Below are 14,273 nucleotides of genomic sequence, written 5' to 3' on the forward strand. Positions count from 1 at the left end.
GCTCTCGAGCTATTGCCGCACTCGCTGCGCGTCGGCCGCCCCGAGTTGTATTGTCCGTCCACCGGCGCGCGGCGGAAGCAACCTCGCCGAATTGAGGATGAAGGCCATTTCCGACGCCACATGGATGAAGGCGGCCAGCAGCGGATTGAGCAAACCGGCCGACGCCAGCGCGATGCCCAGCAGATCGATGCCTATGGTGCCCGCGAAATTGAACCAGATGATGCGGCGGGTACGGCGGGCGATCCCCAGTGTTCCGGCGAACTTCACCAGGTCGTTGCCCAGCAGCACCACGTCCGCGCTTTCGCGCGCGACATCCGTGCCCGAACCCATCGCGACGCCCACATGGGCTTCGACCAGCGCCGGCGCGTCGTTGACGCCATCGCCCACCATCGCCACCGTGCGCCCCTGCGAGACCAGATGCCGGATGCGCTGGCGCTTGTCCTCGGGCAGCAGTCCGGCCTCGACGTCGGCGATGCCTAGCTGGCGGGCGACCGCCGCGGCCACGGGGCCGCTGTCCCCGGTCAGCAGCACCGGGCGGATGCCCAGCGCCTTGATGTCGGCGATCGCCTGCCGCGCTTCCGCGCGCATCGTGTCCGCGATGACCAGGACGCCCAGCAGGGCGCCTTCCCTGGCGACATAGACCTCGGAGACTTCGGGGTGGGGCATCAGGCTTTCCGGGATGGCGATCCGCGCGTCGCGCATCAGCGCCAGATTGCCGACCAGCACCTGCCGGCCCGCCACGGTGGCTTCGATGCCGCGTCCCGGCGTGTAGGCGAAGTGTCCGGGCTCTTGCGGTGCGAGCCCCAGGCTGCGGGCATGGGCCACGATCGTCTTGCCCAAGGGGTGTTCGCTGCGCAGCTCGGCCGACGCGGCGGCCATGAGCAGGGCGGCCGGATCGACGCCGGCGACGGGCTCGACCGCCCGGACTTCCGGCTGGCCCAAGGTCAGCGTGCCGGTCTTGTCCAGCACCACGGTGTCGACCTTGCCGAGCTGTTCGAGAAACAAGCCGCCCTTGATGATGGCGCCGGCGCGCGCGGCGCGGCCGATGCCCCCCAGGATGGCCAGCGGCGTGCCCGCCGCGATCCCGCATGCGCCCGCCACGATGATGACCGAGATCGTGGCGCGAATGTCCCGCGTCAGCAGATAGGTGAGCACCGCCGCGCCCAGCGCGAAATAGACCAGATAGCCGGCCAGCCGGTCGGCCAGCCGCTGCACCGGCGCGCGCGAGCGCTCGGCCTGTTCGACCGCTTCGATGATCTTGCCGAAGCTGGTGTCGCGTCCGATGCGCTCGGCGCGGATCTCCAGCGCGCCGGACTGGTTGATGGAGCCGGCGAAGACCTCGGCGCCGGCGATCTTCTCCACCGGCATGGATTCGCCGGTGATGCGCGCCTGATCGACGAAGGAATGCCCGGCGATCACGGTGCCGTCCACCGGAACCCATCCACCCGGGTCGACCAGCACTGCATCGCCCACGGCCAGCGTATCGGCATGGATCTGCGCCACGCCGCCCGCGCGGCGCACCGCAACCTCGCGAGGCAGGAAATCCAGCAGATCGCGGATGGCGCGGCGTCCGCGCGAGACGGTCATGCCCTCCAGCGCCTCGGCAACCAGCACGAACAGCGTGATCACCAAGGCGGTGAAGAACTCCGAGATGGCGGCCGCCGCGATGATGGCGATCGACATGGACAGCTCCATCGTCATGCGCCGCGCGATGGCGTTCCCGATGGCTTCCTTGAAGATCGGCCAGCCGCCTGTCGCCAGGCCGGCGATGCCGATCACGCTGACCGAGGGGTATGGCTCCCACCATCCGGACCAGACCGCGGCGGCGGCAATAGCGACCAGGGCAATGCGCAGACCTTCCTGCCAGTCGAAGGGATGCTCGTGCTCATGGAGGTCCTGCCCGTCATCGTGGCCGAGGTCGCGATGATCATGCCCATTCCCGTGGCCGTGGTCGTCATGCAAACCGGCGGGGCGATGGCGGCGAGCTGCGGGCTTGACCTCCGCATCCGGGGTGGCGCCTGCCGACGCGGGCGAAGGGCGCTGGGGCATTTTCATCAGAAGGGGCTCCTTACTTCATGTAAGTGCGAAGCACCGCCACCAGCTCGGCGGCGCCTTGCTCGCGTTCGGCCGCGCTGGCGATGTTCGGGTCGGCGATATGCGAGTTGATGTGCCCCTCCATCACTTCCCGCATCAGGCCCGTCAGGGCGCCGCGCGCGGCTGCGATCTGATGAAGCACGTCGCCACATGATTTCTCGGCCAGGAGGGCGCGCTCGATGCCATCCATCTGCCCGCGGATGCGGCGAACGCGCGCCAGCAGCTTGTCTTGTTCCCGGATGGTATGGCTCATGCGATTATTGCTCCTTATGCTATAGGGGGGTATGGTACATGAAAAACGCCCAAACCGATATTACTGCTGCGGCTTTTTTCTGAGCAATTCCGCGCGTGCCACCGTGGCGGCGATCAGCTTGGCGGGATCCATCGATCTCGAGCTAAAGCGGCTCGGTCGGAAGTGGAATTTTCGCGTTGATGAGTGTTACGATCAAAGGCGCCGGCCGGCGGCGGGCTCCCTCCAGGGCATTCGCTATGCCGCAGTCATAGAGTCTCGGCGCGATGGTCAGTAGCAGTTTCGAATCCGTAAGCATTAGGCCTTGCATACCACGGGAAGCAGATTCATGACACAGACATCCCCAGCGCCACGACGAGCCCGGCCCTTGCAGGTCGACGATATCACAGTCATTGACGATACCATGCTCAAGAAGGCCGTAACGGCTGCCGCACTTGGCAATGCGATGGAGTGGTTCGACTTTGGCGTGTATGGTTTCGTCGCCTACGCGCTGGGCAAAGTGTTTTTTCCGGATGCCTCGCCCGAGGTCCAGACTATCGCCGCGCTTGGCACGTTTTCGGTACCGTTTCTGATCCGGCCGTTGGGCGGCGTCTTTTTCGGCGTGATGGGGGATCGTTTCGGCCGGCAAAAAGTGCTGTCGCTGACCATCATCATCATGGCCATCAGCACCTTCTGCATCGGGCTGATCCCGTCATACGAGACCATCGGCCTGTGGGCCCCCATCCTGCTGCTGTTGTGCAAGCTCGCCCAGGGCTTCTCTGTCGGCGGTGAATACACGGGAGCGGCCATCTTCGTTGCCGAATACGCGCCCGACCGACGGCGCGGCTTCCTCGGCAGTTGGCTGGATTTTGGCTCCATTGCCGGCTTTGTGCTGGGAGCGGGGCTGGTGGTGCTTCTGCAGACTATCCTCAAGGAGCCGGCTTTTCTGGATTGGGGCTGGCGCGTGCCGTTCTTCGTCGCGGGGCCGCTGGGGCTATTGGGCCTGTATCTGCGCCATGCCGCCGAAGAAACGCCCGCTTTCACGCAACAACTGGAGCAGATGGAGAAGGAAGACCAGGATGCCGTCCAGGAACGGCCGACGGTGTCCTTTCGCGAAATCTTTACCAAATATCGCAAGGCATTGCTGATCAGCATAGGCATGGTTCTGGTGACCAATATCACTTACTACATGCTGCTGACGTACATGCCCACCTATCTATCCAGCAGCCTCGGCTACTCCGAGGAACACGGCGTGCTTATCATCGTCGTGGTGATGATAGGGATGCTGTTCGTGCAGCCTGTCGTGGGCTTCTTCAGCGACAAGATAGGCCGGAAACCCTTTCTTCGGATCGGCAGCATCGGCTTGCTGCTGTTGGCGTTTCCTGCCTTTCGCTTCATAGGCAGCGACAATACCGGCCTGATCTTTCTGGGACTGCTGTTCATTGCCGTCGTGCTGAACTGCATGACGGGCGTGATGGCATCCACGCTGCCGGCGCTGTTTCCCACGCGCATCCGATACAGCGCGCTGGCGAGTTCCTTCAATGTCGCGATTATCGTTGCCGGCCTGACACCGACCATGGCTGCGTGGCTGGTGGAAGAGAGCGGGAATCTGATGATGCCCGCCTATTATCTGATGGTGGCTGCCGTCATCGGTATCATTACCTCATTCTTCCTTCCCGAGACCGCAAACCGGCCGATGCGGGGCGACACGCCCAACGCGTCGAGCAAGCATGAAGCCAAGGCCCTGCTGAAGGAGGCCTACGAGAATATCGAACAGACCGTGACGGATATCGAGGCCGAGATCGCGGCGATGGAAGAGCAGCTCGACGCCCTGCGGCAGCGCCGTCAGCGCCTTGTGGATCGTCATCCCCACCTGGAATGAGGCGGAGGGCCCATCGGAGCCCCTTGTCATGACATGCCCGCGCGTTCGTCCCCGGACCGTCCGCAATGGCGCCATTCCTTTGTACCTTGCTTGACGATCTTGGATGTTTGCCGCCTTGTCCGGACGATTCAATTCAAATCTGATTCGATTGAAATTTAATGGTATATTATTTAACAAGTTAAGTTAATGAGGGGCAGGCCTGGGGCGCGCCGCCGGGCCAGGGAGATCGATATGAGCAAATACACAGCATTGTTCGCGGCAACCGCTGCGTTGATGGCCACGGCCGTATTGCCGGCCGCGCACGCACAAGACTCTGCCGCCAGCCCGGTAAGGTTGATCGTGCCCTATGTGCCGGGCGGTTCCACCGATACGGTCGCCCGGTTGATCGCGCCCGCCATATCGAAAGAATTGGGTGTGCCTGTCGTGGTCGAGAACCGGGGCGGCGCCAATGGCACCATTGGCCTGCAGGCCGTGGCGCGGGCGGCGGCCGACGGCACAGTCTTCGGGATTACAGACTCTGCCTTCGTCGTCAGCCCCAGTCTGGTCAAGACCTTGCCCTATGACACGCGCAAGGATTTCAAGGCCGTGGTGCTGGTGGCCGCGTCGCCGCAGGTATTGACGGTCAATCCCGATGTGCCCGTCAAATCGGTGAAGGATTTGGTCGCCCTGGCCAAGCAGTCGCCGGGTAAATATTCCTTTGCCAGCGCGGGCGGCGGCACGGCGATCCATATCGCTGGCGAACAGCTCAAGCTGGCGGCGGGCATCGATCTGCTGCATGTGCCGTACCGCGGCCTGGGGCCCGCATTGATCGATGTCATGGGTGGCCAGGTCACCCTGGTTTTCGGCGGCCCGCACACCACCAAACAGCAAGTCGCCGCCGGCAAGCTGCGTGCCCTGGCCATTACCGGGCCGCATCGTTCGCCCGCCATGCCCGAAGTCATGACGTTCGCCGAAGCGGGCTATCCCGGCGTCGATATGGTCACGACCAATGGCATTGTCGCCCCCGCCGGAACACCGGATGCGATCATCAGCCGTGTGAACCGCGCGGTGGTCAATGCGCTGGCGACCGACGCGGAACTGAAGCGGCATTTCGACGAACTCGGATTGGAACCGCTGGGCGGCACGCCCGAGGCGTTCACCACCTGGATCGATACACAACTGGATAAATGGCAGCAACTGGTGCAGGCTGCCGGCATTCAAGTGGACTAGGCAGACAAGACATGGCAATTACTTCTATTCAGACGATTCCGGTGCGCATCCCTTTCGATGTCGACGGCCCCAAACAGGAATTCCTGGGCCGGCCGCGCTCCCATATCGAAGCGCTTTACTTGAAGGTCGAAACGTCGGGCGGCGTGGTGGGTTGGGGCGAGGCATTCGGTTTCAATCTGTGGCCTGTCGTGCGCAAGGCGATGGACGATTTCATCGCGCCCTTCATTATCGGCAAGAGCGAGGATACGTTTGCCGAGCTGATGACCGACCTGCGCCGCCGCTTCCATGTATTCGGCAGGTCCGGGCCGGTGAACTACGCGCTGTCCGGGCTGGACATCGCCCTGTGGGACATCGCCGGAAAGAAAGCGGGCAAGCCTTTGCATGCGCTGTTGGGCGGCGCCAAGCGCACGACCTTGCGCAGCTACGCCAGCCTGATGAAATATGGCGAGGCCGAGGCCCTGGCCCGCAATTGCGAGCGCGCCAAGTCGCTAGGGTATTACGCGGTAAAGATTCATGAAAGCACCGTGGCGCAGGCCCGCGTCGCCCGGCAGAGCCTGGGGCCGGAGACGGGGTTGATGGTCGACACGAATTGCGCGTGGAGCCTGGAGCAGGCATGCGATTATTTGCCCGACCTGCAGGCGCTCGATCTGTTGTGGCTGGAAGAACCGACCTGGCCGCCGGAGAATATCGATAACCTCAAGATTCTGCGTTCGCGGTCCGATATCGCGCTGGCGGCCGGTGAAAACGCGGCGACGCCGTGGGAGCTTGCGGCCATGTCCAAGGCCGGTGTGCTGGACGTGATCCAGCCCAGCGTGACCAAGATCGGCGGCGTCTCGGAAATGCATGCGGCCCTGACCGCGCTGAGCGCATTGCAGCAGACCGCGGGCACGGCAAGAGCCCAGCCGATCGCGCACTCGCCTTATTTTGGCCCGGGTCTGCTCGCAAGCCTGCATCTGGCTTCGACACTGGCGTGCGATACGCCGGTGGAAAAGCTGTTCTGCACCTTCGAGGCGCATCCGTTCGGCGACGCCATCGAAGCCGTCGACGGGCAACTTCGAGTGCCCGATGGCCCGGGACTGGGGATCGAACCCGATAGCCGGTTGCTGGACCAATTTTCCGTCAAAAATTAGTAATCATTCCTGGATATAAAAATGAAACTGCTTAAAAAAATTACCGCTGGTGTCATGGTGCTTGGCGCCTTATCGAGCGTTCAAGCCCTTGCCGCCGATGCCTATCCCTCCAAGCCGATCCGGCTCATCGTGGGCTTCGCTCCGGGCGGCGCCACTGATGTTCTGGCGCGTTCGCTGGCAAACCGCCTCTCGGCGAAGTTTCCCAAAGGCATCATCGTAGAGAACCGTGTCGGCGCCGGCGGCTTGATTGGCGCGAACGCGGTGGCCAAGGCCAATCCCGACGGCTACACCCTGGCGTTCGCCTCGACCGGTGCATTCTCGATCGCGCCGTATATCCAGAAGACCTTGCCTTACGATGCGATCAAGGATTTCACGCCGGTCGGGCTGATCGCCCAGAATACCCATGTGCTGGTGGTGAATCCGGACGTTCCCGCCAAGACGGTCAAGGAACTGGTCGACTACGCCAAATCCAACCCGGGCAAGCTTTCTTACGGTTCGTTCGGCAACGGCTCGACCAGCCATCTGCTGGCTGAACAATTCAAGACAGCGGCCGGTGTCGACGCGGTCCATATCCCCTACGCGGGCAGCCCTGCGATGGTGACCTCGACAATGGCGGGAGACACAGCATTCGCGGTCGATACACTGCAATCGTCCCTGCCTTATATCCGATCAGGCAAACTGCGCGCGCTGGCGGTGATTTCCGAAAGCCGCTCGCCGGTCGCATCCGACATTCCGACCTTCAAGGAAGGCGGTATCGACGGCATCGATCTGAAGAACTGGTATGGCGTGGTCGCGCCTGCCGGCACGCCGGAAAGCGTGGTGACGATGTTGTCCCAGGACATCGCCGAAGTAGTGGCCGATCCTGATTTCCGCGCCTTCCTGGCGCAACAGGGCAGCGAACCCGCGGCGGCCTCGGGTGAGGAATTCAGCAAGTTCCTGGCAGCGCAAAGCAAGCGTTGGGGCGAACTGGTCAAGGCGTCGGGCGCGCAGATCGACTAGGCGCGGCCGCGCGCCATCAGCCTGGCGCGCGCGCCAACCGTGAAACTGGAGCACCGGAAAATATGAACCCCCATGCCATCGCGGAAATTACCGCATTCCCCGTCTCATATCCTCTGCCTCCCGGCGCTCAGCCGGGAATGGGGACGGGACGGATCGTCAGGCGCGACGCGATTGTCGTCAAGGTCGTCACCGTCGGCGGTACGGTCGGATGGGGAGAGTGTTTTCATGCGCGCAGCCACATGGCCATCGCGACCTTGATCAATGCCTATCTCGCCCCACTGGTGGAAGGCATGGACGCCACCGCGGTGGTGGATGTCTGGAGCAAAGTCTACAACTATCACCTGGCCGGCTATGGCGCTGGCGCTGCCTGCTATATCGCATTGAGCGGGATCGATATCGCGCTGTGGGATATTCGTGGCAAAGTGGCCAATATGCCTTTATACCGCCTGCTGGGCGGCAGCCCCCGGCGCGTGCGCGCCTACGCCGGAGGCCTGTCCCTCGGCTTCGAGGCGCCGGACCGGCTGATCGAGCGGATCCAGGCGCTGGCAGGCGCCGGCTACGGCGCGATCAAGCTGCGGGTCGGCGATACGCTGGAAAACGATATCGAGCGCCTGCGCCGCATCCGCGAAAAATTCCCGGCGCTCGACATCATGACCGACGCCAATACGGCATACACCCTGGCCGATGCGACCAAAGTGCTTCCGGTCATGGACGAGCTGCGCATAGGCTGGCTGGAAGAGCCATTTTCCATGGATGACCGGGATGCCTACCGGCTGGCCTCGCAGGCGGGCAGCACGCCGCTTGCCGCGGGCGAAAACCTCTATAGCAAATTTGAATTCGTCCGGGCTATCGAGGACGGCAGCATACGGATACTGCAGCCGGATCTTTCCAAGGCCGGCGGCATCACCGAAGGGTGCCGTATCGCGGCCCTGGCCGCGGCCTACAAGCTGCCGGTTCATGTCCATAGTTCGATGACCGGCATTAACCAGGCCGCGTCCATCCATTTCCTGGCCAGTATCGAGAACGCCGGCCTGTTCGAGGCCGACGTCTCGGAAGGAAACAAGTTCCGGGACGAACTGGTGACCACGCCTTACGCGGTGGATCGCGACGGCTGTGTCGCGCCGAATGAAGGGGCCGGGCTGGGCATAGAGATCGACGAAACGTTCTTTGCCCGCTATCCGGCCGCGCACGGGCTGACCAATAAAGTTTGACGCGGCGCGCGGCGCTCAACGCCCGCAGTTCAACCGTGTCACGACATGCGTGAGCAGGCGTTCCAGTTCGCTCAGCTCTTGGTCGCCGATCAGCGCGGCGATTTCGGCGTATGACGCTTCGGACAGCGGCCCGATAATGGCGACCAGCGCCTTGCCGCCCCGGCTGATGGACAACTGGGCCGCCCGGAGGTCTTCATGCAGGGCGTGGCGCTGGATGGCATCGCGCGCTTCCAGCGTCTTGAGCAGCCTGGAAAGGCTGGGCATGCTGATGAACGTCTGTTCGGACAATTCGCCTGCGCGCAGCGGCACTTTGGACGCATTCAGGGCGCGCAGTACGCGCCATTGCTGCTCAGTCAGGCCATGATCCCGCAGCGTGGGGCGAAACTTGGCCATGACGGCTTCGCGTGCGCGCAGCAATGCCATGGGAAGAGAACGGGAAAAGGCGCGCAGCCCTTCTTCGGTGTCGGCTGGGCTTGCATTCAGGCTTGTTTGATTTTTTTTCACCTGGACATTTTAGGGGCCAGTCTCTTTCAAAGCAAGGCGACTAGCATAGCCGCCGGCGCGTTTCCATGTGTTTTGAAAGAGCAGGGTTATGTTATATTTAACTTGTTAATTATTTTGCGACCGCCATGCTCGATTCCAGGATCGGCGCATGCTGTCGCTATGGACAACAATGCGAATTCCTATTTCGTTTCCATCGGTCGTATACGGCACGCTTCTGAACGATCGCGCAACGCTTGAGCGTATGGCGCAGGCGATGGGCCAGCCGCCGTACAAGGCGCCGCCCGTTGCACCCGTGCTCTATATCAAGACGGCCAATACCTATGCCGCGCCCGGCGCGGATGTCGCCGTGCCGGCAGACCCGGGCGTGGTCCGGATCGATGCGGCATTGGGCGTGGTATTTCGCCGCGACGCCACGCGCGTGCGCGAATCGCAAGCGCATGATTATGTGGCGGGCTACCTGATCGCCAGCGACGTCACCCTGCCGCACGACAATTATTACCGCCCGCCATTGCGCGAACGCTGCCGCGACGGTTTCTGTCCGATGACGGCCTGCCTATCGCCCGGCGCGGATTTCGACGCTGATCATGCCGAGATAGCGATCGCCATCAATGGCAGGATTGTTCATCGCCGCAACCTGGAAAGCCTGGTCAGGCCTATCGCCAGGCTGATTGCCGATGTGACCGAATATATGACCATCCCTGCCGGCGGTGTCCTGCTCGTGGGGACTCCCGAGGACGCGCCGCTGGCGTATCCCGGCGACGAGGTCCGCATCGACGTCGCGGGCTTGGGCAGCCTCACGCACCGGCTGGTCGCGCAAATATCGGATGGAGAATCGACGTGAAGCATGCACGCATAATATTCGAAGGCAAGACACACGCCATCACTGCCGAAAAGAATGCCGGCATGGCCGCAGACGGCGTCGTGAGTTTGAGCGACGGCCGCCTCGTCGATGAAAAGGACGTGATCTGGCTGCCGCCGGTGGAATTCGGCACGATTTTTGTGCTGGCATTGAACTATGCCGACCACGCCAAGGAAATTGCCTTCAAGGCGCCCGACGATCCGGTGGTATTCCTTAAAGGCCCCAATTCGCTGACCGGGCATCGAGCGAAGACGCGCCGTCCGGCCGACGTCGCCTATATGCATTATGAATGCGAGCTGGCTGTGGTCATCGGCAAGCAGTGCAAACATGTTCCGAAGGAGCGGGCGTACGACGTCATCGGCGGCTACACCGTGGCCAACGACTATGCAATTCGCGACTATCTCGAAAACTACTACCGGCCTAATCTGCGGGTAAAAAGCCGCGATGCGTGTACGCCGATCGGCCCATGGTTCGTCGATGCGGCCGATGTGCCCGACCCCATGAACTTGCGCCTGCGCAGCTGGGTTAACGGCAAGCAGACCCAGGACGGAACGACGCGCGACATGGTGTTCGATATCCCGACGCTGGTCTCATACCTGTCCGGCTTCATGACCTTGAACCCGGGCGATGTCATTCTGACCGGCACGCCTGACGGCGTTTCCGATGCCGCGGTGGGCGACGAGATCGTGACCGAAGTCGAAGGCATCGGCCGCCTGATCAATACGATCGGCGGCGACGAATTGCTGGACTGATACGAGGAACCGGCCCGGCATAAATCTGTTTCGTATCGACGTCGGGCGCACGCGCCTGCATTTCCCTTTTCCATCGGAATCCTCATGCTTCATCAAGACATTATTACCGGGCTCGCGCGGCAACTGTACGACGCCCGCAAGACGCGCACCCAATTGCGCCATTTCTCCGCTGCGCATCCCGGGATGACCATCGAAGACGGCTACCGGGTCCAATCTGAGTGGGTGCGCCTGGAAGCGGCCGATGGACGCAAGGTCATGGGCTGGAAAATAGGATTGACTTCGCGTGCCATGCAGCAGGCATCGCAGGTTTTCGAACCGGATTATGCGCCGTTGATGGACGACATGTTTTTCGAGACGGGCGGCGATATTCCGTTTTCACGGTTTATCGCGCCACGCGTCGAAGTCGAGCTCGCTTTCGTGCTCAATAAGGCGCTGCGCGGCCCGGCCGTCACCATGTTCGACGTGCTCTCCGCCACTGACTACGTGGTCCCGGCGGTCGAGATCATCGACGCGCGGATCGAGCAGTTTGATCGCGAGACAAAAGCTCCGCGCAAAGTGTTCGATACCATTTCCGATTTCGCCGCCAATGCCGGGATCGTGCTGGGCGGGCGCCCGGTTCGTCCGGACGCGGTGGACCTGCGGTGGGTCGGCGCCATGCTCTACCTCAATGGCGTTATCGAAGAGTCGGGACTGGCGGCGGCCGTGCTCAATCATCCTGCCAACGGCATTGCATGGCTTGCCAATAAGATCGCGCCCCATGGCGAGCAATTGAACGCCGGCGATATCGTTCTGGCCGGTTCATTTACCCGTCCTGTCGCGGCGCGCCTAGGCGATACGTTTCATGTCGACTACGGCCCGCTCGGCGCCGTATCATTCCGGTTTTCTTGAGAGGCGCATCTGATCATGGATATGTCCCGCAATCTTTTCAAACAGGCCTTACGCGATAAGAAGCCCCAGATCGGCCTGTGGGTGGGGCTGGCCGACGCCTATGTCGCGGAACTGCTGGCCGGCACCGGTTTCGACTGGCTGCTGATCGACGGCGAGCATGCGCCTAACGATATACGCAGTATCCTGGCGCAGTTGCAGGCCGTCGCGCCTTATCCGTCGCACCCCATCGTGCGCCCGCCCATTGGCGACGTGGCGCTGATCAAGCAACTGTTGGATACCGGCGCCCAGACCTTGCTGATCCCTATGGTGGAAACGGCTGAACAGGCCGCATTGATGGTGGCCGCGACGCGCTATCCGCCGCGCGGCATACGCGGCGTGGGCAGCGCATTGGCGCGCTCATCCCGATGGAACCAGGTGACGGATTATTTGCACGTGGCCGATCGCGAGATGTGTGTATTGGTGCAGATCGAAAGCGCCGCCGGCTTGGCAAACCTGGATGCCATTGCGCAGGTCCCGGGTGTGGACGGAGTGTTTTTCGGGCCGGCGGATCTTTCCGCATCATTGGGATTTCTGGGGCAGCCGGGACACCCGGACGTGCAGCACGCCATTGCGCAAGGTATCGAAAGAGTCCTCGCCGCCGATAAGGCGCCCGGCATCCTGACGTCCGATGCCGGCCTGGCGCGGCAATACCTGGATGCCGGCGCGTTGTTCGTGGCGGTCGGCGTCGACACGACCTTGCTGGCATCGTCGGCGCGCCAACTATCGGCCAGCTTCAGGCCGCAGGTGGCAAGCGGCGCGGCGCGGCAGGACGGCGTTTATTGACAGCCGCCTGATCGGGCCTGTACGCCAGTGTCCGGTTTTTTCCAATGCGTCGCCGGGCCTATCATCGAGCGCCCGGCGACGCCTTTTAAAATCATTGACGGAGATATTGCCATGACGAGTCGCAAAGCCATTTATATAAAAGGGTTCGCGCACGATAACCCCATTCCCGCAGCCTGCCGGATCGGCAACACCGTCATGACGGGAGTGATCAACGGCGTGGATCCTGTTACGGGTGAATTTCCCGATTCACTGGAGGAACAATGCGTGTTCCTGTTCCAGCAAGTCGAAAGCATTATCCGCGCGGCAGGGGGGACCATGGACGATATCCTGAAGATGACAGTATGGATGAAAGACAGCAGCCAGCGCGCATCCTTGAACAAGGTCTGGCTGGCCACCTTCCCTGATGCGAACGATAGACCGGCGCGGCATACGCTGCAGGCCGCGCTGCAGGGGAAAAGGCTGATACAGTGCGATTTTACGGCTGTTATCGCAGACGGGCGCTAGCAATGCCGGCCACGCTTGTTCAACCGCGCTATGCATTTTTCTTTGGCTTCACATGGGCCAGCCTACCTTGTCGGCATGGAGCGCGCTATGATTGGTCGTTGCGCTGCGTTGAAGAAGGAGAAACGCTATGACAGTCAAAGCCTATGGAGCCCACGCGGGCGACCAGCCTCTCGAGGCCATGGAAATCATCCGGCGCGCGCCGGGTGCTCATGATGTGCAGATCGATATCGCCTATTGCGGCGTGTGCCACTCCGATCTCCATCAGGTGCGCTCCGAGTGGGCGGGCACCTTATACCCTTGCGTGCCGGGGCACGAGATCGTCGGCCGCGTATCGACGGTGGGTGCGGATGTGTCCGGCTTCAAGGCTGGCGATCTGGTCGGCGTCGGCTGCATTGTCGATAGCTGCCAGCACTGTGAAGACTGCAACGAAGGGCTGGAGAACTATTGCGACCATATGGTCGGCACCTACAATGGCCCGACACCGGATGCGCCCGGCCACACCCTGGGTGGCTACTCCCGGCAGATCGTCGTGCACGAACGCTACGTGCTTCGCATCCGCCATTCGGAGGCGCAACTGGCCGCCGTGGCGCCGCTATTGTGCGCGGGCATCACCACCTATTCACCGCTGCGCCATTGGAAGGTAGGGCCCGGCCACAAAGTTGGCGTGGTCGGCATCGGCGGCCTGGGGCACATGGGCATCAAGCTGGCGCATGCCATGGGCGCGCACGTAGTGGCATTCACCACCTCCGAATCCAAGCGCGAGGCGGCCTTGGCCCTGGGAGCGAATGATGTCGTGGTTTCGCGCAACGCCGACGAGATGGCGGCCCATGCCAAGAGCTTCGATTTCATTCTCAACACCGTGGCTGCGCCGCACGACCTGAACGCTTTCTTTGCCCTGCTCAAGCGTGACGGCACGATGACTCTGGTGGGGGCGCCCGCCACGCCACACCCTTCGCCGCAGGTGTTCAGCCTCATCATGAAGCGCCGCAGCCTGGCGGGCTCGTTGATCGGCGGCATTCCCGAAACGCAGGAAATGCTGGACTTCTGCGCCGAGCATGGCATCGTGGCGGACATCGAAATGATCCGCGCGGATGAAATCAACGAGGCCTACGAACGCATGCTCAAGGGCGATGTGAAGTACCGCTTTGTGATCGACAACGCCAGTCTCGCCGCTTGATTGGCACGATATA

General features: G+C 62.3%; 14 protein-coding genes. 11 read left to right on the forward strand and 3 right to left on the reverse strand.

The genetic code is table 11. The features are described from left to right. Positions 1–9: 9 nt before the first annotated feature. Together BUB23_RS13205 and BUB23_RS13210 are read right to left on the reverse strand one after the other, a co-directional pair. Positions 10–2,055, reverse strand: a complete 2,046-nt coding sequence (locus tag BUB23_RS13205; RefSeq protein WP_245801265.1) for a heavy metal translocating P-type ATPase — start codon at positions 2,053–2,055, stop codon at positions 10–12. Between the two features lie 13 nt (positions 2,056–2,068). After that, a complete protein-coding gene (locus BUB23_RS13210) occupies positions 2,069–2,347 on the reverse strand; it encodes a metal/formaldehyde-sensitive transcriptional repressor (RefSeq protein ID WP_073103684.1) in 279 nt (92 codons plus the stop codon). A gap of 325 nt (positions 2,348–2,672) precedes the next feature. On the opposite strand from BUB23_RS13210, the gene proP reads away from it, so the two are divergent. From proP to BUB23_RS13235, 5 genes are all read left to right on the forward strand, one after another. Beyond that, positions 2,673–4,205, forward strand: a complete 1,533-nt coding sequence (gene proP / locus BUB23_RS13215; RefSeq protein WP_073103686.1) for a glycine betaine/L-proline transporter ProP — start codon at positions 2,673–2,675, stop codon at positions 4,203–4,205. 231 nt (positions 4,206–4,436) lie between these two features. Next, positions 4,437–5,414, forward strand: a complete 978-nt coding sequence (locus tag BUB23_RS13220) for a Bug family tripartite tricarboxylate transporter substrate binding protein (protein WP_073103688.1) — start codon at positions 4,437–4,439, stop codon at positions 5,412–5,414. An 11-nt stretch (positions 5,415–5,425) separates the two neighbouring features. Next, the gene (locus tag BUB23_RS13225; RefSeq protein ID WP_073103690.1) at positions 5,426–6,544 is read left to right on the forward strand and encodes a mandelate racemase/muconate lactonizing enzyme family protein; all 1,119 of its coding nucleotides are present in this window, start codon (positions 5,426–5,428) and stop codon (positions 6,542–6,544) included. Between the two features lie 21 nt (positions 6,545–6,565). After that, a complete protein-coding gene (locus tag BUB23_RS13230; RefSeq protein ID WP_084136014.1) occupies positions 6,566–7,543 on the forward strand; it encodes a Bug family tripartite tricarboxylate transporter substrate binding protein in 978 nt (325 codons plus the stop codon). Positions 7,544–7,605: 62 nt separating this feature from the next. After that, positions 7,606–8,754 (forward strand): mandelate racemase/muconate lactonizing enzyme family protein, encoded by a 1,149-nt coding sequence (locus BUB23_RS13235; RefSeq protein ID WP_073103694.1) that lies wholly within the window; start codon positions 7,606–7,608, stop codon positions 8,752–8,754. A 15-nt stretch (positions 8,755–8,769) separates the two neighbouring features. Here the strand turns inward: BUB23_RS13235 and hpaR are convergent, their stop codons facing one another. After that, a complete protein-coding gene (hpaR, locus tag BUB23_RS13240; RefSeq protein WP_245801266.1) occupies positions 8,770–9,258 on the reverse strand; it encodes a homoprotocatechuate degradation operon regulator HpaR in 489 nt (162 codons plus the stop codon). Between the two features lie 169 nt (positions 9,259–9,427). Here hpaR and BUB23_RS13245 point away from each other — a divergent pair, with 169 nt between their 5' ends. The 6 genes from BUB23_RS13245 (at position 9,428) to BUB23_RS13270 (ending at position 14,260) form a co-directional block, all read left to right on the forward strand. Next, complete coding sequence (locus BUB23_RS13245; protein WP_073103696.1) at positions 9,428–10,099, forward strand: fumarylacetoacetate hydrolase family protein; 672 nt, start codon at positions 9,428–9,430, stop codon at positions 10,097–10,099. Continuing rightward, positions 10,096–10,869 carry a fumarylacetoacetate hydrolase family protein gene (locus BUB23_RS13250; protein ID WP_073103698.1) on the forward strand — a complete coding sequence of 258 codons (774 nt, stop codon included), beginning with the start codon at positions 10,096–10,098 and terminating at the stop codon, positions 10,867–10,869. The genes BUB23_RS13245 and BUB23_RS13250 overlap by 4 nt, the downstream gene beginning before the upstream one ends. Positions 10,870–10,953: 84 nt before the next feature. Beyond that, positions 10,954–11,757, forward strand: a complete 804-nt coding sequence (gene hpaH, locus BUB23_RS13255) for a 2-oxo-hept-4-ene-1,7-dioate hydratase (RefSeq protein WP_073103700.1) — start codon at positions 10,954–10,956, stop codon at positions 11,755–11,757. Positions 11,758–11,772: 15 nt separating this feature from the next. Further along, positions 11,773–12,579, forward strand: coding sequence for a 4-hydroxy-2-oxoheptanedioate aldolase (hpaI, locus tag BUB23_RS13260; protein WP_073103701.1), 807 nt, complete (start codon positions 11,773–11,775; stop codon positions 12,577–12,579). Between the two features lie 27 nt (positions 12,580–12,606). Then, positions 12,607–13,083 (forward strand): RidA family protein, encoded by a 477-nt coding sequence (locus BUB23_RS13265; protein WP_342743843.1) that lies wholly within the window; start codon positions 12,607–12,609, stop codon positions 13,081–13,083. Between the two features lie 127 nt (positions 13,084–13,210). Then, complete coding sequence (locus tag BUB23_RS13270; RefSeq protein ID WP_073103703.1) at positions 13,211–14,260, forward strand: NAD(P)-dependent alcohol dehydrogenase; 1,050 nt, start codon at positions 13,211–13,213, stop codon at positions 14,258–14,260. Positions 14,261–14,273: the final 13 nt, after the last annotated feature.

The organism is Pollutimonas bauzanensis (genome assembly GCF_900129885.1).
GTDB classification, from domain to species: domain Bacteria; phylum Pseudomonadota; class Gammaproteobacteria; order Burkholderiales; family Burkholderiaceae_B; genus Pollutimonas; species Pollutimonas bauzanensis.